Origin of the sequence: Dactylosporangium sp. CA-152071 (assembly GCF_050936335.1) — a bacterium.
Taxonomy (GTDB): Bacteria; Actinomycetota; Actinomycetes; order Mycobacteriales; family Micromonosporaceae; genus Dactylosporangium; species Dactylosporangium maewongense.
Map to the genome: position 1 here is coordinate 8,242,177 of NZ_JBNJMZ010000001.1, position 16,757 is coordinate 8,258,933.

At 73.6% G+C, this 16,757-nt stretch carries 13 protein-coding genes; 8 read left to right on the forward strand and 5 right to left on the reverse strand.

Translation table 11 applies throughout. From position 1 onward, the window contains the following. Positions 1–16 precede the first annotated feature (16 nt). Positions 17–283, reverse strand: a complete 267-nt coding sequence (locus tag ACQEVZ_RS37240) for a hypothetical protein (protein WP_433375298.1) — start codon at positions 281–283, stop codon at positions 17–19. A 361-nt stretch (positions 284–644) separates the two neighbouring features. On the opposite strand from ACQEVZ_RS37240, the gene ACQEVZ_RS37245 reads away from it, so the two are divergent. Both ACQEVZ_RS37245 and ACQEVZ_RS37250 read left to right on the forward strand, forming a co-directional pair. Next, positions 645–1,919, forward strand: a complete 1,275-nt coding sequence (locus ACQEVZ_RS37245) for a serine hydrolase domain-containing protein (protein WP_433375301.1) — start codon at positions 645–647, stop codon at positions 1,917–1,919. A gap of 26 nt (positions 1,920–1,945) precedes the next feature. After that, the gene (locus ACQEVZ_RS37250; RefSeq protein WP_433375303.1) at positions 1,946–2,860 is read left to right on the forward strand and encodes a hypothetical protein; all 915 of its coding nucleotides are present in this window, start codon (positions 1,946–1,948) and stop codon (positions 2,858–2,860) included. A gap of 30 nt (positions 2,861–2,890) precedes the next feature. Here ACQEVZ_RS37250 and ACQEVZ_RS37255 read toward each other — a convergent pair whose 3' ends face one another. Further along, positions 2,891–3,751 (reverse strand): Dyp-type peroxidase, encoded by an 861-nt coding sequence (locus ACQEVZ_RS37255; RefSeq protein WP_433375306.1) that lies wholly within the window; start codon positions 3,749–3,751, stop codon positions 2,891–2,893. 104 nt (positions 3,752–3,855) lie between these two features. Here ACQEVZ_RS37255 and ACQEVZ_RS37260 point away from each other — a divergent pair, with 104 nt between their 5' ends. Genes ACQEVZ_RS37260 through ACQEVZ_RS37275 form a run of 4 tightly spaced genes read left to right on the forward strand, consistent with a single transcriptional unit; the run spans position 3,856 to position 7,246 of the window. Further along, complete coding sequence (locus tag ACQEVZ_RS37260) at positions 3,856–4,749, forward strand: ABC transporter ATP-binding protein (protein ID WP_433375309.1); 894 nt, start codon at positions 3,856–3,858, stop codon at positions 4,747–4,749. Positions 4,750–4,754: 5 nt separating this feature from the next. After that, the gene (locus ACQEVZ_RS37265) at positions 4,755–5,492 is read left to right on the forward strand and encodes an ABC transporter permease (RefSeq protein WP_433375311.1); all 738 of its coding nucleotides are present in this window, start codon (positions 4,755–4,757) and stop codon (positions 5,490–5,492) included. 36 nt (positions 5,493–5,528) lie between these two features. After that, positions 5,529–6,644, forward strand: a complete 1,116-nt coding sequence (locus tag ACQEVZ_RS37270; protein ID WP_433375314.1) for a sensor histidine kinase — start codon at positions 5,529–5,531, stop codon at positions 6,642–6,644. Beyond that, entirely contained in the window at positions 6,641–7,246 is a 606-nt protein-coding gene (locus tag ACQEVZ_RS37275; protein WP_344503393.1) for a response regulator transcription factor, read from the forward strand. The genes ACQEVZ_RS37270 and ACQEVZ_RS37275 overlap by 4 nt, the downstream gene beginning before the upstream one ends. A 248-nt stretch (positions 7,247–7,494) precedes the next feature. Here ACQEVZ_RS37275 and ACQEVZ_RS37280 read toward each other — a convergent pair whose 3' ends face one another. From ACQEVZ_RS37280 to ACQEVZ_RS37290, 3 genes are all read right to left on the reverse strand, one after another. Next, the gene (locus tag ACQEVZ_RS37280; protein ID WP_433375318.1) at positions 7,495–8,583 is read right to left on the reverse strand and encodes a hypothetical protein; all 1,089 of its coding nucleotides are present in this window, start codon (positions 8,581–8,583) and stop codon (positions 7,495–7,497) included. A gap of 76 nt (positions 8,584–8,659) precedes the next feature. Beyond that, entirely contained in the window at positions 8,660–9,265 is a 606-nt protein-coding gene (locus ACQEVZ_RS37285; RefSeq protein ID WP_433375321.1) for a hypothetical protein, read from the reverse strand. 282 nt (positions 9,266–9,547) lie between these two features. After that, a complete protein-coding gene (locus ACQEVZ_RS37290; protein WP_433375324.1) occupies positions 9,548–10,717 on the reverse strand; it encodes a S8 family peptidase in 1,170 nt (389 codons plus the stop codon). A 76-nt stretch (positions 10,718–10,793) separates the two neighbouring features. On the opposite strand from ACQEVZ_RS37290, the gene ACQEVZ_RS37295 reads away from it, so the two are divergent. Together ACQEVZ_RS37295 and ACQEVZ_RS37300 are read left to right on the forward strand one after the other, a co-directional pair. After that, positions 10,794–13,478, forward strand: a complete 2,685-nt coding sequence (locus tag ACQEVZ_RS37295) for a CHAT domain-containing protein (RefSeq protein ID WP_433375327.1) — start codon at positions 10,794–10,796, stop codon at positions 13,476–13,478. 56 nt (positions 13,479–13,534) lie between these two features. Beyond that, entirely contained in the window at positions 13,535–16,564 is a 3,030-nt protein-coding gene (locus tag ACQEVZ_RS37300) for a hypothetical protein (RefSeq protein WP_433375330.1), read from the forward strand. The last annotated feature ends 193 nt before the right edge of the window (positions 16,565–16,757 follow it).

Here is a 16,757-nt window from a genome sequence, read left to right on the forward strand (position 1 = left end):
TGCGCCCGGACCGTGCTCAGAGGAGGCTGTGCACCAGGAGCGGCGCCAGCAGCTGGCCCGTGATGTTGAAGACGGTCCATGGGACGAGCGTCCGTAGCACCCTGAAGTTCGCCTCGCGCCGGTCGGCGTCGGAGCTGAAGCCCGCGCTCGCTCCGCTCAGCAGGACAAGCCCCAGGTAGGTCAGGACTGCGAGGGGCAGGACCCAGGTGGGCGCAGCGGTGTTGGCCTTGCCGGACAGAGCGACCTGCGCGAGCGAGTCGAGCAGGCCGGCTGGGAGCAGCACTCGCAGCACCCTCAGCGTCGCCCCACACTGACCGGGGCTGGCACTGAACCCCGCGGCCAGACTGGTGACCGACACGAGCGCGAGGTAAGAAGCGACGACAAGAGGCACGATCCAGGAAGGCATGGCGGTTCCGCATCTGTAAGGCGTGACGCCTGTTCGATCCGAGAAGGCGGCGTCGTACGGCAGGACGTGCGAATCATTGCCGTTCCCAGACGCCTTTCCAGCTGCCGGAACGAGTCCCCCCGATGGGTGCCCGCCGTCCGGGGCGGTCGCCCAGGGGACCCTTTTCGGGGCCCCCGGCGCCTCCCTGCGCCGCCCACCATGCAGGAGGAAGTCCCAGTCGTCCTGCAAGGGGGCCCAGATGAGCCTGATCCGACCCGCCATGTCGCGCGTGCCCGCACTAGCTGGAGCATCCGCGGCATTCTTCGCCGGATTGATGCGCCTGTGGCGCCGTCAGGCCAGCGTCATGATGCAGCGGCCGACCAGCGAGTGGACGTTTACCCACATGAATCGGTTGTTCCCGTCGACGACCGTGGGGCGGGGGGTTTCCTACACCCGGTCCGGGCGACTCACGATGCCGCTCGAGGTGGAGTACCAGCTCGACGGCCGCACGTATGACCTGGGTCATCTGCACCGCCGGACCTACTCCACCGGATTCGTCGTGCTCCACAAGGGGAACCTGGTGCACGAGTCGTATCCAGGACTGTTCGCCGGACCCGGCGTGCGCTTCCAGCTGTTCTCTCTCACCAAGTCGATCACATCCATCCTGGTCGGGATCGCTCTCGACAACCGCATGATCATCGACGTCTCCGACATGGTCACCCAATACCTTCCGAATCTCGCCGGGACCGCCTACGACGGTGTGTCGGTCGAGCACCTGCTCGACATGACGAGCGGGGCGGGGACGGTGGAGTCGTGGACCGATCCCGAGAGCGACATCGCCCGGTTCACCGACGCGATCTTCACGGGCGGTTCCCTGGAGGCGGTGGTCCGGTCGGTCGCCAGGTTCGCCCGGCCCGGTGCGGCGTTCAACTACTCGACGATAGACACCCAGGTGCTGGGATGGGTCCTGGAGGCCGCCAGCGGCACCAGCCTGGCAGAGTTCGCATCCCGGTGGCTGTGGAGCAGGATAGGTGCTGACCACGATGCCTACTACTGGCTCAGCAGGGAGAGCGGCCGAAGCGCGATCGGCGGCGGATCCTTCAACGCCACTGTCCGGGACCTCGCGCGCATCGGCCAGCTGATGTCTCATGGAGGTGCGATCGGAGGGCAGCGGATCGTGTCGCGGGCTTGGGTCGAGCGCAGCTGGCGAGATGTCAAACCACACCTCATGGCGGGCGCGCTGGGCCGGCAGCAGCCGGACCACTACGGCTACGCGAATCACTGGTGGACGGTCACAGGCGGCGGTCGCCACACGTTCGCCGCCCTCGGCATCTATGGGCAGTACCTGTACGTCGACCCGGATGCGGACATCGTCATTGCCAAGTGCAGCGCCTGGCCGGTGGAGGAAGACCCCCACCTCGACCGGGAAACGGTCGTCGCCCTGAACGCCGTAGTCCGTCACCTCGAAGGCATGGACGCCTTCGCGGCGGCACGTTCAACCGAGTTCGATCGCCCCGGCGATGCATCGCCCTGATCCCACTCCCGAGGAGAGACGGCATCATGCACGACAGGCACGACAGCGGCCGGGCAGAAGGACTCTCGCCCGAACCGATGGACATCAGCCCGTTCGTGACCGAACAAACACGGCGCGCGATTGGCAAGCGGCTGGCCAATCCGAAGGTCAAGGAGTTGCTCGACGCCGGACTCGACCTGCTGCTCGGCGGCGTCGAGTCCAACATGGAGGCACCGTTCAGATTCCCTTCGGCTGATGCTGTGTGTACCGAAGCGGCAAGGCGCCCGGCCTTCAACCCCGCACCGGTGCCCGCACCTGCCGACGAGGCGGATCGGCTGTTCGGGCGCATCTCGCCGGCCGACTCGCCGCAGCGGCGATCGGCCGTGAACGCGTTCAGGAAGACGTGGCCGCAACTTGAGCAGTACCGTGCTGACCTGGCCATGTACGCACTGACGATGCCGACCTGGTTCGCGGGCGACGAGGTCGCGAAGCACGCGCTGGAACAGATGACCGCCGACACGGATGCAATCGACGCGGTGCTGGAGCGGATCGCGTGCGAAGACCTCAAGCTCTTCGAGGACGCACTGTTTCGCGTGCAGCTGGTCATGCAGGCGATGGCCCCCAGCGAAACGGTGATCCGGGAGGCCCTCGACCGCATGTACGCGAACATCGACCGCACGTGGATCCTGGTCTACCAGGGCATCCTCGATCACTACAAGGCCGAGCTCCGGCCGGACGTCACCGTCGAGGACATGACCTACATGCTGACGGCCGCCGCGGAGGGCACGGGCCTCCGGCTGCTGGTCCAGCCCGGCAACAAGGCCATCGCGGACGCAGTGCGCCGTCGTTCGATTCTCGGAAAGACGGCTCTGTGCGTGTTCGCGGCTAGCATCGGCGGCCGGGGGGACACCAGAACTCTGGGGAAGTTCTTCCGGGACAGGCTGACCGGTGACGAAGGATGACGCCACCTTCCATGATCGGCCCCGGGACGGTCAGCCGAGCGCCTCGACCGGGGGGATGACGTAGTACGCGCCGGTCAGCGGGGTCGTGTAGCGGGTGAGGGCGTCGCGGACGCCGTCGTCGGTGCCGGCCATGCGGCGCAGCATCTCGGCGAGCGGGTGCTGGGTGGCGCAGAAGCCGACGAACATCGTGCCGTGCTCGCTGACGGTGCCCCAGGCGGTGTTGCGGCGGTAGATCTTCAGCTCCTCGCCGTCCGCCGAGGTGATCACGGTGCGCGAGACGTGGGAGGTCGGGGGCTGGCGGTCCTCGTCGAGCTCGACGCTGTCGGGCTTGGTGCGGCCGATGACGAGCTCCTGATCGGCGACGGGCAGCGCGTCGAACGCCGCGGTGTCGTGGTGCCACTGCTGGACCAGGGCGACGGCGCACCCGTCGGCGGTGGCCACGGATGGGGCGAGGCTGCGCGGCGGGTTCTCGGTGCCGTCGATGAAGCCGGTGAGGTCGCGGTCGTGGTGGTAAACCCACCCGGCGACGTCCGAGGCGCGGTCGGCGACGGGGGCGAGCACGGCCAGGGCGGCCCGCGTGTAGTCGAACAGGGCGGTGCGGTCGGCGCCCGCCAGCCACAGCCACGCGTCGTGCTGCGTCGCCGGCATCGTGAAGCCGTCCGGACCGGCCACCGGCGCGTCGAAGTCCCTGGCGTCGGGCGCGGCGCCCCACAGGCTGGGGCGGATGCCGATGACGACGTTGACGGCGCCGGTCGCGGGCATCGGCTCGCCGACCGCGGTCAGCGCCGCCAGCAGCGCCCGCGGGTCGGTGCCGGGGCGCAGGTCGAACTCCAGGTATGCGTGCTCGGCCATGGCGGCGGCGAAGATGCCGGGCTGCGGGGTCGGGGGCATGGCACCGATCGTACCGGCGCAAGATCCACACCAGTACTTTTGTCACCGCCGATCGGGTACCGCCGTCTCTGCCGCCCGGAACGGGCCGGTCATAGCGTCATGGCATGAGCACAGTCGAGCTGGATCGGGTGTCGTACGCGTACCGCGGCGGCGGCCTCGCGGTGCGGGACGTGTCGCTGCGGATCGAGGCCGGTGAGGTCGTCGCGATGCTGGGGCCCAACGGCGCCGGCAAGTCCACGACGCTGCTCCTGCTGCTCGGCATGCTGCCGCCGCGGACCGGCACCGCCAAGCTGTTCGGCGGGCCGGTCGCCCGCGCGGTCGCCGACGGCAGGGTCGGGGCGATGCCGCAGGCCGGCGGCGTCCCGCCCCGGTCGAGCGTGCGGGACCTCCTGGAGTTCCTGCACGCGGTGTACCCGCGGCCGATGCCCGTCGCCGAGGCGATCGCCCTCGCCGACCTGGACGGGCTCGCCGGGCGGACCGTGGAGCGGCTCTCCGGCGGTCAGCAGCAGCGGCTGCGCTTCGCGATGGCGGTCATCGGCCGGCCGGACCTGCTGATCCTCGACGAGCCGACGGCGGCGCTCGACGTGCAGTCGCGGCGCGCGTTCTGGGCCGCGATCCGCGGCTACGCCGCCCAGGGCCGCACCGTCCTGTTCTCCACGCACTACCTGGAGGAGGCCGACGACAACGCCGACCGGATCGTGGTGCTGGACCGTGGCCGCGTGATCGCCGACGGCACCGCCACGAGCGTGAAGCGGATGGTCACGGTCCGCACCGTCAGCGTGGCCGACCAGGAGAGCGGGCACGACGGCGGGTTCGAGCGGCTGCCGGGCGTCGTCGCCGTCGCTCGGCGGGACGGGCGGGTCGTGCTCACCACGACCGACTCCGACGCGACCGTCCTCGCCCTCGCCGCCGCGGGCCTGCTGCGGGACCTCGAGGTCGTCGGCGCCGGCCTGGAGGACGCGTTCCTGACCCTCACCGGCAATCTCAGCGGAGTGTGATCGCGATGTTCGCCTATGTACGACTGGAGCTGCGGCGGCTCGGCAGGATGCCGGGACTGCTGATCTTCGCGGTGCTGATGCCCCTGCTGAGCTATCTGCTGTTCACCAACCTGCACGGGCTGACCGGGCAGGACAAGGACGTCGCCGCGACCTACACGATGGTGAGCATGGCCGGCTACGGGGCGATCGGCGCCCTGCTCAACTACGCCTCGGGCGTCGTGGTCGACCGGTCGATCGGCTGGATGCGGCAGCTGCGGCTCACGCCGCTGTCGCCGGTGCGCGTCGTCGTCGGCAAGGGACTCACGGCGATGGCGACGGCGATCGTCCCGGTCGTCGCGCTGTGCGCCGCCGCCGTGGCCGTCAACGGCGTCCGGCTCGATGTGGGCCAGTGGCTGGCGATCGTGCCGCTGCTGTGGTTCGGGTCGCTGCCGTTCGCCCTGCTGGGGCTCGGTATGGGGTATCTCGCGACGGCGCAGACCGTGCAGCCGCTGAACCTGCTGGTGTACCTGGGGATGTCGATCGTCGGCGGGCTGTGGCTGCCGCTGGACGCGATGCCGGGCTGGGTGGCGGCGGTCGGGCGGTGGCTGCCGACCCACGCGTATGCCGACATGTCCTGGCAGGTCGCCTTCGGCGGCGCGCCGACCGGCGCCGACGTGCTGACCCTGGCCGCGTGGCTGGTCGCGTTCACGGCCCTGGCTGTCGCCGGCTTCCGCCGTTCGGTCCGCAGCACCGCGGGCCTGTAGGCCCAGCCTGATGGCCTGGAGGCTAGGGTGGAGCGCATGCCCAGGAAGCGGTGGAGGCCGTCGGTCGGCGGCCTGCTCTGGGTCGGCGTGTGGACGTTTCCGCTGCTGGGCCCGATCGACACGATTACCTCGCAGCACGGTGGCGTGGTCGCCGGGGTCGGCCTGGCGCTGTTCACGGCCCTGTACGTCACCGTCACCACGTTGGGCTTCGACCACCGCGACGACCTGCGCCGGGTGGCCGACATCGGGTTCGGGACCGTCGCGGCGCTCGGCGTGGCGCTGGCCGCCGCGTATGGCGAGCGGTGGCTGATCGTGCTGCTGTTCGTGTCGGCGTGCGGCATGGCGGTGTATGGCGGCCGCCCCCGGATGACGGTCGGGCTGGCCGTGATGCTGGCCGCGGTGGCGGTCGAGGCGGTCCTGGGCTGGCTGCAGCACGCGGAGACCGCGGCGCTGCTCAGCGTCATCGTCGGCACCGTCCTCGCGTCGGGGCTGGTGGGCGCGGTCCGCCAGATGGGCCGGCTGATCCGCGAGCTGCAAGGGGCCCAGGAGGCGCTGACGGTCGCCGCGGTCGCGGAGGAGCGGCTGCGGTTCTCCCGCGACCTGCACGACCTGCTCGGCCACACGCTGTCGGTGATCGTCGTCAAGGCCGAGGTGGTGCGGCGTATCGCCGAGCGGGACCCGGCCGCGGCGGCGGCGCAGGCCGCGGACATCGAGGACATCGGCCGTCGCGCGCTCGTCGAGATCCGGGAGGCGGTCACCGGGTATCGGGAGAGCGGCCTGACCGCCGAGCTGACCCGCGCGAAGGGGGTGCTGTCCAGCGCCGGGATCGCCGCGACGGTGCAGCGGACGGCGGACCCGCTGCCGGACGACGCCGACCGGCTCCTCGCGTGGGCGCTGCGGGAGGCGACGACGAACGTGGTCCGGCACAGCGGCGCGCAGCGCTGCGACATCGAGATCTCCACCGTGGACGGTACGGCGGCGCTGCGGGTCGCGGACGACGGCGGGGCGGCCACCGCGGTGGCGCCAGGGGCAGCGGCATCGGGGAACGGGCTGCGGGGGCTCACCGAGCGGCTCGCCGCGGCCGGCGGCACCCTGGAGGCGGGGACCCGGGACGGTGGCGGGTTCACGCTCGTTGCGAGACTGCCGCTGTGATCAGGGTGCTGCTCGCCGAGGACCAGGGCATGATGCGGGGCGCGCTGGCGCTGCTGCTGGACCTGGAGCCCGACATCGAAGTGGTGGCGCAGGTCGCGACCGGCGACGAGATCGTCCCGGTCGCGGAGCGGGTCCGGCCCGACGTGGCGCTGCTGGACATCGAGATGCCCGGCGGCGACGGGATCACCGCGGCCGCGCGGCTGCGCGACCGGGTGCCGGGGTGCCGGGTGCTGATCCTGACGACGTTCGGGCGGCCCGGGTATCTGCGCAGGGCGATGGAGGCCGGCGCGAGCGGCTTCCTGGTGAAGGACGGTCCGGTCGAGGAGCTCGCCGCCGCCGTCCGGCGGGTCCACGCGGGCGGCAGGGTCGTGGACCCGGCGCTCGCCGCGGCGGCCCTGGCGGCCGGGCCCGACCCGCTCACCGACCGGGAGCGCGACGTGCTGCGCGAGTCCGCGGGCGGCGCGACGGTCGCCGACATCGCCGGGCGGCTGCGCCTGTCGGAGAGCACGGTCCGCAACTACCTGTCGGCGGCGATCACGAAGACCGGCACCCGCAACCGCATCGAGGCCGTCGGCGTCGCCCAGTCCAACGGCTGGCTGTGACGCCGCTTCCGGCGTGCGGCGTCGCTCGGCGCTTTGGCGTGCGGCGCCGCGTGGCGTTGCTTTGGTGGCGTGGGCGGCGTGTGGCGTCGCTGCGTGGAACGGGCGGCGTGCGGCGTCGCTGCGTGGAACGGGCGGCGTGCGGCGTCGCGCGGGTCGGTCGGCAGTGGGTGTCTGACGGCGCACGGCCGGGCGGATCGCGTCCGGCGGCGTGAAGGGCGACGGCGCGGGCTTGGAAGCGGTCCGGCGGGTCATGCGGTCAGGCGGGTGACGGTGGCGCCGGGGGACTGGTGGCGCTGCCAGTGGCGGAGCATCGGGGCGGGGTCCCAGCCGAGCTCGCGGGAGCGGTAGACGGCGTCCGTGCAGTGCGCCGTCCAGCTCGCCGGGGCGGTGTCGGCCGAGCGCAGCAGCTCGTCGCGGAGGTCCTGCAGGACGCGGATCGAGTGCTCGAACGCGGGCACCTCCCGCTCGCGGTCGTCCAGCCCGGCCATCCAGTCGACGTCGCGGCCGTCGCAGACGGTGCACGCGCACCCGAAGAGGCCGGGGTCGGGATGGCGGCGGTGCGCCCTCGCGATGGCGTTGATGCGGCGGTACGACAGCGCCGGGGCGAACACCGCGGACGGTGCCGGCGGCCGGAAGCCACGCGCCACCGGACCGGACTGGGGCGCGGGCCGGGGCGTCAGGTGACGCAGGCCCGCCACGGTGCCGACCGCGGCGGCCGCGGCGCCGTGGCACAGCGCGCCGAGCGCAGAGACATCGCAGCGCAGCAGCAGCGTCGGCACCCCGCAGCCGAGGACCGCGAGGAGCCCTTCCACCACGCCGGGCAGGGCGAAGGGGTCGCGGCTCGCCTCCAGCACCAGCGCGACGGGGCCGCCCGCGGCGCGGATGTGACCGGTCAGGACGGTGCGGTGCAGGCGGTCCTGGAGCCAGATCGGGTGCAGCGGCAGGACGGCGATCGTGTCGGGCAGGACCGCGGCGCGGTGCAGGATGCCGGCGAGGCCCGGCTCGTCGCCGCTGTCGACGTACCCGGAGTCGGTGAGCACGGGCACGCCCAGCTCCCGCTGGCGGCGCAGCCAGCGCGGGTTGAACGGCGCGCTCGCCGGCAGCCGGGCCGGTCCGGCGTAGCGGGCCGCGTCGAGCAGCAGCGGCGCCTCGAAGTGGCGTTGGCGCAGCAGGTACGCGGCGGTGGCGAGCAGGCCCGCCTCGTCCCGCTGAAACGGTGAGATGACGAGACCCGCGCCGGGGCGCTCGGCGATCGGCGCGCAGCGCAGCGCCTGGTTGGCCGAGCAGTGCACCAGCAGCGTGCCTTCGGTGATCATGGCATTCGTCAGTCCCGTCACTCTTGGTCCATCGAGCGTAACCAATCGTGCGGTATTCACGAACATTCATGTTCGAACTGGTGTTCTATCTGAACTCTCAGTTGCAGGTGTACGTGAAGGTCGCCGTGTCGGAGGCGGTGCTGGGCGCGATCACCTGCAGCGTGGTGGTGGAGGTGCCGGCCGCCCGCCGGACCTCCGCCTCCCAGCTGTCGGTGAAGGTCTTCGACCGCAGCGTGGCGCCGTGCTCGTTGCCGCCGTCGACGGTGTACCGCAGCCGGACGTCGGGGCTGGAGACCGTGATCGTGACGGTGACCTTGACCCTGACGTACTTCGTCGAGCGGGGGCAGGGGCCGGTGACGTTCGCCGGCTCGAGGCTGATCCGCGCCGCGGTGACGTGCGGCTTGGCCGGCGACGTCTTGGGCGTGGCGCTCTGCTCCGCGGCCGGCGGGCTCGTGGCCCCGGCCGGTGCCGTCGAGGCGGCGACCGCCACCACGGGCTCGGCCGCCGCCGACCTGGGGCGCGGCCGGTTCGGCTCGGAGGACGAGCCGAGCAGGGCGAACGCGGCCAGGCCGGCGACGAGGACGAGGATCGCCGCGCCGCCGGCGATGAGCAGCAGCGTCAGCCGGGAGCCCGGGCCGGCCGGCTCCTCGTCCCGCTCCGGGGTCAGCCACGCGGGACGGTCGGGCTCCTCCGCTTCGATCACGGGCAACAGTGCACCACGGCGTGTCAACGCCGCGCCGGCCGGTGTCGCGGCCCCATTCCCGCCGGTGCGTCGGCGCAGCTCCGCCCCGGTGTCGCAGCACCGTGCCGGTGTTTCAGCGCCGCGCCCGTGGTCCAAGCGCGGCGCCGGCGCCGCGTCGTTGGTTCAAGCGCGGCGCCGCCGTCGCGCCGGTGGTTCAGGCGTGGTGGCGCGTCGCGCCGGTGGTTCAGTACAGCGCCGCGTCGCGCCGGTGGTTCAAGTGCGGTGCCGCGTCGCGCCGGTGGTTCAGTGCAGCGCCGGGTAGCCGCCCACCACGCTGCCCTGCGCCTCGGCGCGGACGGCGGCGGCCGCGGCGGTGACCGAGCCGGCGGTCGCGACCCGGTCGACGACCGCGGCGACGACCTTCGGCGTGGCGAACGACGTGCCGCTCCACGCCGCCCAGCCGCTGCTGAACAGGTCATGGTTGATGTACGTGCTGACGACGTCGGCGCCGGGTGCGGCGACGCTCACCCACGGGCCGGTGTTGCTCCACTCGCAGATCGCGGTGCCGTCGTGCGCGGCGACGGCGAGCAGCCGGTCCGCCCACGCCTCGCCGCTCGCGGTGAACGCGGCCGGCCAGAACGGCCGGTCGGCGACGCCGTTGTTGCCGGCGGCCGCGACCACGACCCGGTCGCCGCCGGCGAGGAACGTCCGCAGGGCCGCGGACAGCGCCGCGGGCGGCAGGTCGCCGATCGAGTAGCCGCCGAGGGACAGGTTGAGCACGTCGGTGTCGGTGAGGGCGGTGATCGCGGCGGCGAGGTCGGCCTCGGTGCACACGCCGAAGCTGTCGAGGACCTTCACGATGCGGACCTGCGCGCCGGTTGTGCCCTGCGCGACGACGCCGGCGATGAAGTTGGCGTGGCCGACGTCGGAGTCGAGCATGCCGTCTCCGTCGCCGTCGGTGACCGTCTCGTGGTTCTCCGGCGTCGCGGTGTAGCAGCCCTCCGGGAGCGGGCTGTTCAGCCAGATGCCGGTGTCCATGACGGTGACCCGTACCGGCGACGCGTGATCCGACGAGATCAGCTTCGCCGAAGGGGCGTCCACCGCGACCGGCGGGCCGAACGGGCCGCCGTGCTCGTGCGGCGTCGACATGAAGACGTGGTTGGCCCCGACGACGGAGCCCTGCGGCAGCTGGCCGCGCAGGCGGCGGACGGCGTCGGAGACGTCGAGGCCGGACGTGCGCAGGCGGCGCAGGCCGGACGCCGGCTCGTCCTCGGCGATCTCGCTGGTGCGGTGGCCGAGCCCGACCAGGGTGCGGTGGGCGATCGCGGTGCTCGCGTCCTGGACCAGGATCTCGTCGGCGACGAACCGGACGGTCCGGCCGGCGTGCGACTCGGTGCGCAGCCACGGCAGTCCGGACAGGCGCGCGTCGCGGGTCGCCAGCCACCGTTCGAGACGATCTCGTGCAACGGACATGCTTGCTCCTCAGTGCTCAGCTAGAGACGGACCGGTGACAAGAGACGGCGGCGCGGCGCCGTGATACACATCGGAGGTGTCCACCACCGCCGATGAGCTGGCGCAGCGGCTGTTGCCGATTGTGATGGCCGATCCCGTCAAGGCCAAAATGCTCGCGGACGCGGCGTTGCGCGACGCCCAGCGCGCCGGTGACCGCGCGGCGCAGGCGGTGGCGCTGCGGACGCTCGGCCTCGCCGCCCGGGCCCGGCACGACGCGGCGGGCGCGGACCGGCATCTGCGCGCGTCGATCGCGGTCGCGCGGCGTCACCGGCTGACGCAGTACGAGGCGGAGTCCCGGATGAGTCACGCGCTCATCCTCGACGATCTCGGCCGGCCCACCGCGGCGCTGCGCGAGATCGACCGGGCGATGGCCGACCTGCAGGGGCAGCGCCGCGCCCGGGCCTCGATGCAGCGCGCCCTGATCCTGCGCCGGCTCGGCTTCGAGCGGGAGGCGATGGAGCTGTACCGGGATGCGCTGCGGGCGTTCCGGCGCTCCGGTGACGCGGTGTGGGAGGCCCGCACGCTGACCAACCGCGGGGTGCTGCACGGCTTCCGCGGCAACCTCCGCCTCGCCGAGGCCGACCTGCGGGCGGCGCAGGCGCTGTACAACCGGCTCGGGATGTCGACCGCCGCGGCGCAGGTGGAGCACAACCTCGGCTTCGTCGCGGCGCAGGCCGGCGACGTGCCGACGGCCCTGGCCCGCTACGACCGGGCGCACGACCGGCTGTGGAAGACCGGCGTCGACGCCGTCAGCCTCCTGGACCGCGCGGAGCTGCTGCTGTCGGTGCGGCTGCTGCCCGAGGCCGGCACGGCGATCCGTGCGGCGATCGCCGCCTGTACCGACGGACACCTCGACTCGGTGCTCGGCCAGGCGCACCTGATGATGGCGCGGCTGGCGCTGCTCACGAGCGGCGGCTCCGGTCCTGTTTCCGGCGCTTCCGGCACGCCCGGCGCTTCCGGCGCTTCCGGCACTTTCGGCACGGACGAGTCGCGGGCGGCGGCCGCGGCGGCGCGGAAGGTGTTCGCGCGGCAGAAGCGCGCGGTGTGGATCGCCCGGGCCAGGGTCGCGGAGCTGGCGGCGGTCGTCGCGTCGGGCCGGGCGCACCGCGGGACGCTGCGGGACCTGCGGACCGCCGGGCGGGCCCTCGTCGACGCCGGCTGGCCCCATCCCGGCTGGGAGGCGCTGCTGGACGCCGCGCAGCTCGCGGTCGGCCTCGGTGAGCACGGCACCGCCGCCGACCTGCTGCAGGAGGCGGCGGCCGCGGCGAAGCTCGGCCCGGCGCCGCTGCGGGTGCGGTGGGCGCACGTCCGGGCCCGCCTGGACCTCGCTCGCGGCGCGACCGCCGAGGCGGCCCGGGCGGCGACCGCCGGGCTGCGGATCGCCGACGAGTACCGGGCCAGCCTCGGCGCCACCGAGCTGCGCGTGCGCGGCAGCGTCGAGGCCGCCGCGCTCGCCGGGCTCAGGCTGCGGCTCGCCCTCGACCACGGCGGGCCGCGGGAGGCGCTCACCTGGGCGCAGCGGTGCCGGTCGGCGGCGCTGTCCCTGCCGCCGACGCACCCGTCCAGCGACCCGGTCGTCGCGCGGGCCCTCACCGAGCTGCGCCGCATCACCGGCGAGCTGGCCGCGGCGCCCGCCGGCCCGCAGCGCGCGGGGCGGCTGCTGCGGCGGCAGCGGTCCCTGGAGGCGGAGATCCGGCGCCGCTCCTGGCGGGTGCCCGGCTCGCGGCCCGCGGCGCGCACGGACGTGCCGTTCGCGTCGCTGGCCGCCGCGCTGGACGGGCGGGTGCTGTTCGAGTTGCTCGCCATCGACGGCGTCCTGCACGCGCTGGTGGTGTTCCCCTCGGCCGGCGGGCACCGGGTCGCGCGGCGCGTCGTCGGGCCGATCGCGCCGGTGGCCGCGGAGCTCGAGCACCTGCGGATCGCGCTCAGCGCGGAGATCCTCGGGCACGGCGGTACCAGCGCAGAACGCGTCGACCGGGGCGCCGGTGCGCTCGACCGGCTGCTGCTCGACCCTGTCGCCGACCTGATCGGCGACGGCCCGCTCGTGCTCGTGCCGACCGGTGCGCTGCACGCGATGCCGTGGACGATGCTGCCCAGGCTGCGAGGGCGGTCGATCACCGTCGCGCCGTCCGCGGCGATCTGGTGGCGGGTCGCGACCCAGCCGCCCGCCGACGGGCCCACGGTGCTCGTCGGCGCGCCGTCCGCGGCGCAGGCGGCCGCCGAGGTCGCGCAGATCGCCCGTGACCAACGCGTGCCGCCGACCGTGCTGGCGGGGGAGCGGGCCCGGGTGGCGCCGGCGCTCGCCGCCCTCGACGGCGCGGCGATCGGGCACATCGCCTCGCACGGCGAGTTCCGGGTGGACAACCCGCTGTTCTCGTTCCTCCTCCTCGCCGACGGCCCGCTCACCGTGTACGACCTGTCGGCGCTGCGCCGGCCGCCCGCGCTGCTGGTGCTGTCGGGCTGCGACACGGGCCTCGCCGAGGTGCACCCCGGTGACGAGCTGATGGGGCTGGTCGCGGCGCTGCTCAACATGGGCACGGCCACCGTCGTCGCGAGCACCGGGCCCGTCGACGACGGCGCGACGCGGCTGCTGATGCGCGACCTGTACGGCCATCTCGGCGTGGGCCACCCGCCGGCGACCGCCCTGGCCCTGGCGCAGGCGGCGGCCGACCCCTCGGTGCGGGCGAGCACCGGCAGCTTCGTCTGCTTCGGGGCGGGGTGAATCTTTCTCTCATTTGACTGGCGGAAGTGTCAGACCCGGGCTCTACGATGTGCCGCATGCGACGGGTGGTGACTTCGGCTCTCCTGCTGCTGCTGCTCGGCGCGCTGGTGGCGTGGGGTGTCGGCGGCGCGCTCGGGCTGTCGTTCGCCCCGGTGTCCGTGCCGGTCGAGCGGGCCGCCGCCGCGCCCGCCACCCCGCTCGTCGCGGCGCCGGCGATCAGCGTGATCAGCGTGCCGGCCGAGCCGCGGCTCACCCTCGCCGCGAAGGCCGTCGCCGACGCGCTCGTCCGGCGCGGCCTGCCCGCGCCCGCGATCGGCCAGGAGCCCGCCGAGGGTCCCGGCATGCCGTTGCAGGTCGTCGTCGGCGTCGCGCCGTTCGGCAGCTCGCTGGAGGCCTACCGGCTCGGCGGCGACGGCACGGCGATCACGATCGAGGCCGCCGGCGTCGCGGGCGCGGCCACCGGCCTGTATGCGGTCGCCGACCGGATCCGGTCCGGCTCGGCGGTGCTGCCCGCCCCGGATCTCACCGGCGCCCCCGCCGTCTTCGCTCCGCGGCTCGGGCTGCGGCTCACCGACGCCGGGTCCGTCGGCCGGGAGCCCGACCCGGCCGCGTTCGCCGCCGGCACCGACTATTCGCTCAACACCGACGTCGTCGGCGGCGCCCTGCTGCCCGCCGCGCCGTGGGTCGACCAGGCCGCCGTCGCCCGCATCGACGCGCAGTTCCGGCAGTCCGTCGAGCACTCCCTCGCCCAGGGCTACAACGGCGTCGTCGTCCCCGGCTTCCTGGAGTATGTGACGTTCGCCCTGGTCGGCGACGGCCACGCGGTCTATCCGGCGGGCGACGACCACATCGCCCGCGCGCAGGCGCTCGTCGCGGCGTTCGGCCCCGTCTTCCGCCACGCCGCCGACCTCGGCATGCGGGTCTACCTGCTCACCGACATGCTGGCCGTGTCACCGCCGCTGGAGCGCTACCTGGAGCGGGAGTTCGGCGGGCTCAAGGTCGCCGACCCGCGCTTCTGGCAGGTGTACCAGCTGGGCCTCACCGAGCTGTTCCAGGCGATGCCCTTCGTCTCCGGCCTCATGGTCCGCATCGGCGAGGGCGGCGACGTCTACCGGCAGCCCGGCTGGGACTACTCGTCGAAGCTCGCCGTCACCGGCGTCGACGCCGTTCGCGCCATGCTGCGCGCCCTGCTCGGCACCGCCGGCACCGCCGGCAAGGACCTGATCTTCCGCACCTGGACCGTCGGCGTCGGCGCCGTCGGCGACCTGCACACCAACCCGGCCTCCTACGAGGAGGTCCTCGGCGGCATCGACGACCCGCACCTCATCGTCTCCACCAAGTACACGCTCGGCGACTTCTACAGCCACCTGCCCTTCAACGGCACGCTGGAGACCGGCACGCACCGGCGGATCGTGGAGTTCCAGGCGCGGCGCGAGTTCGAGGGCTTCGGCGCCCTGCCCAACGACCTGACCGGCCTGCACCAGCAGGCGCTGCGCCGCTTCCTCGCCGCCAACCCGCACGTCGAGGGCATCTGGACCTGGACGCAGGACGGCGGCCCGTTGCGCGCCGGCCCGATGACGCTCTACCTGCGGACCGGCTTCTGGCAGCTGTATGACCTCAACGCCTACACGCTGGGCCGCCTCGCCCACGACCCCGACGCCCCGGCCGAGCAGCTGACCGCCGACTGGGTCCGCCAGACGTTCTCGTCCGACCCCGCGACCGTCGCCGCCGTCTGCGAGATGCTCGCCCTCTCCCGCGAGGCGGTCACGAAGGGCCTCTACATCGGCGCCTACGCCGACCACTCCGTCCGCGCCCTGGGCCTCGAGCCGCCACCCATGATGTGGATCTTCGAGTGGGACATCGCCACCGGCGACTCGGCCGCCCTCACCAGCATCTACGCCGTGACGGCCGCCTCGGGTGCCGTGGACGCGGCGGTGGCCGAGGGGGAGCGGGCGGTGGAGGTCGCCGCGCGGATGCGCGCCCTGATCACCGCGACCGACCCGGCCACGTGGCGCGATCCGGTGCTGCGGGCGAAGCTGCTCGACACCCTGACCTATGAGGCGGATCTGTTCGGCACGCTCGGCGCGTACCGCACCATGGTCCTGCGCCACGTCCAGTGGCTCGACACCGGCTCCTCCGCCGCCTACGACGCATGGCGCGCGGCGGAGCGCCGCTACGAGTCGGCCCGCGACGCCCACGTCACCCGCTACGGCGGCGACGTCGACCTGCCCGCCTACAACTTCACCGCCGCCGACCTGGGCGCCACCCGAGCCGACCGCGACCCGCTCATGGCCTGGCTGGCCAGGGCCCTCTTCGTCCTCCTGCTGGCCGCCCTGGTCGCCGGCGCGATCCGCCGCCGCCCGGCCGCCCTGCACGCCCTCTGGACCGGCGCCACCCGCCCGTGGCGCGTCGCCCACCTCGACGCCGCGGTCTCCCGCACCGACCGCTTCCTCGTCCTGGCCGTGCCCGCCGCGGCCCTGATCCTGAGCCGCTTGGTCTACACCTGGTTCGCCGCCCCCGCCCACCTCGTCCTGACGCTCGGCGCGTGGCTGCTGTTCGCCCTCACCGCCCGCCTCCTGCTCGGCCGCCGTGACCCCTTCCACCTGTGGGCCACCATCGGCGGCGTCGCCCTCCTGCGCTCGCTGCTCCTGCTGGCCGCTCTCGCCGTCCGCGGCCCCGGCCACTACTGGCTGGAGTTCTGGACCGCCCCCACGGTCCGGGCGGTCTACATCTGCGTGGCGTTCGCCGCCTTCGGCTGGCTCTTCGTGGCCACCACCCTCGTCCTCCGCGACCGCTACCACCTCCGCCGCCGCCACGTCACCGCCGCCCTGCTGCTCGTCGCCGGCACCCCCCTCACCCTGCTCGGCGCCCTCGTGACGACCATCGGCCTGGAGCGCGCACTCACCTTGTGGAACGACCAGCTCGCCCTCCTCCCGTGGGGCCTGTCCCGCATCCTCGGCATCACCGTCTACCTCGGCATCCCACCCACCCTGCCAGCCGCCGCCACCACCACCGGCGCCCTCCTCACCGCAACCGGCACTACCCTGCTCCTGCTCCGCCGCCGCTCCCCAACCCCCGCGCAGTAACCCCTACCCACCGCCTACCACCGCTGCCCTGCGCGCTGCCGCTGCCCTGCGCGCTGCCGCTGCCCAGCGTGCTGCCGCTGCCCAGCGTGCTGCTGCCCAGCGTGCTGCCGCTGTTTGGCATGCAGCCGCAGTCCAGCCCGCCGTCACTGCCCAGCGTGCTGTCGCAGTCCAGCCCGTTCCGCGCACAGCCCGC

Excerpts from the sequence above, each read along its gene's own strand:
- ACQEVZ_RS37245 (WP_433375301.1), top strand. The coding sequence starts at position 645 with ATGAGCCTGATCCGACCCGCCATGTCGCGCGTGCCCGCACTAGCTGGA.
- ACQEVZ_RS37250 (WP_433375303.1), top strand. The coding sequence starts at position 1,946 with ATGCACGACAGGCACGACAGCGGCCGGGCAGAAGGACTCTCGCCCGAA.
- ACQEVZ_RS37255 (WP_433375306.1), bottom strand. The coding sequence starts at position 3,751 with ATGCCCCCGACCCCGCAGCCCGGCATCTTCGCCGCCGCCATGGCCGAG.
- ACQEVZ_RS37260 (WP_433375309.1), top strand. The coding sequence starts at position 3,856 with ATGAGCACAGTCGAGCTGGATCGGGTGTCGTACGCGTACCGCGGCGGC.
- ACQEVZ_RS37265 (WP_433375311.1), top strand. The coding sequence starts at position 4,755 with ATGTTCGCCTATGTACGACTGGAGCTGCGGCGGCTCGGCAGGATGCCG.
- ACQEVZ_RS37270 (WP_433375314.1), top strand. The coding sequence starts at position 5,529 with ATGCCCAGGAAGCGGTGGAGGCCGTCGGTCGGCGGCCTGCTCTGGGTC.
- ACQEVZ_RS37290 (WP_433375324.1), bottom strand. The coding sequence starts at position 10,717 with ATGTCCGTTGCACGAGATCGTCTCGAACGGTGGCTGGCGACCCGCGAC.
- ACQEVZ_RS37300 (WP_433375330.1), top strand. The coding sequence starts at position 13,535 with ATGCGACGGGTGGTGACTTCGGCTCTCCTGCTGCTGCTGCTCGGCGCG.